The organism is Streptomyces swartbergensis, from assembly GCF_002148965.1.
In the GTDB taxonomy this organism is placed as follows: domain Bacteria; phylum Actinomycetota; class Actinomycetes; order Streptomycetales; family Streptomycetaceae; genus Streptomyces; species Streptomyces swartbergensis.
In genome coordinates, this window is the sequence record NZ_NGFN01000863.1 from 1 (window position 1) to 610 (window position 610).

A 610-nucleotide genomic window follows, 5' to 3' on the forward strand; every position below is an offset into this window, starting at 1 on the left:
AATTGTTCGGCGGCGTCCTACTCTCCCACAGGGTCCCCCCTGCAGTACCATCGGCGCTGTAAGGCTTAGCTTCCGGGTTCGGAATGTAACCGGGCGTTTCCCCTACGCTATAACCACCGAAACACTATGAAACTGTCAGCCGCACCACGCTGTGGCARCRTGGGGCTGTTCGTGGTTTCAGAACCAACACAGTGGACGCGAGCAACTGAGGACAAGCCCTCGGCCTATTAGTACCGGTCAACTCCACACGTTACCGTGCTTCCATATCCGGCCTATCAACCCAGTCGTCTACTGGGAGCCTTACCCTCTCAAGGAGGTGGGAATACTCATCTCGAAGCAGGCTTCCCGCTTAGATGCTTTCAGCGGTTATCCCTCCCGAACGTAGCCAACCAGCCATGCCCTTGGCAGAACAACTGGCACACCAGAGGTTCGTCCGTCCCGGTCCTCTCGTACTAGGGACAGCCCTTCTCAATATTCCTGCGCGCGCAGCGGATAGGGACCGAACTGTCTCACGACGTTCTAAACCCAGCTCGCGTACCGCTTTAATGGGCGAACAGCCCAACCCTTGGGACCGACTCCAGCCCCAGGATGCGACGAGCCGACATCGAGG

The 610-nt window shown here is 58.1% G+C and carries 2 rRNA genes; both read right to left on the minus strand.

From position 1 onward, the window contains the following. Positions 1 to 4: 4 nt before the first annotated feature. A 5S ribosomal RNA gene (gene rrf, locus CA983_RS44790) occupies positions 5 to 121 on the minus strand. Between the two features lie 86 nt (positions 122 to 207). After that, positions 208 to 610: ribosomal RNA gene (locus CA983_RS44795) — 23S ribosomal RNA — on the minus strand; the annotation flags it as partial.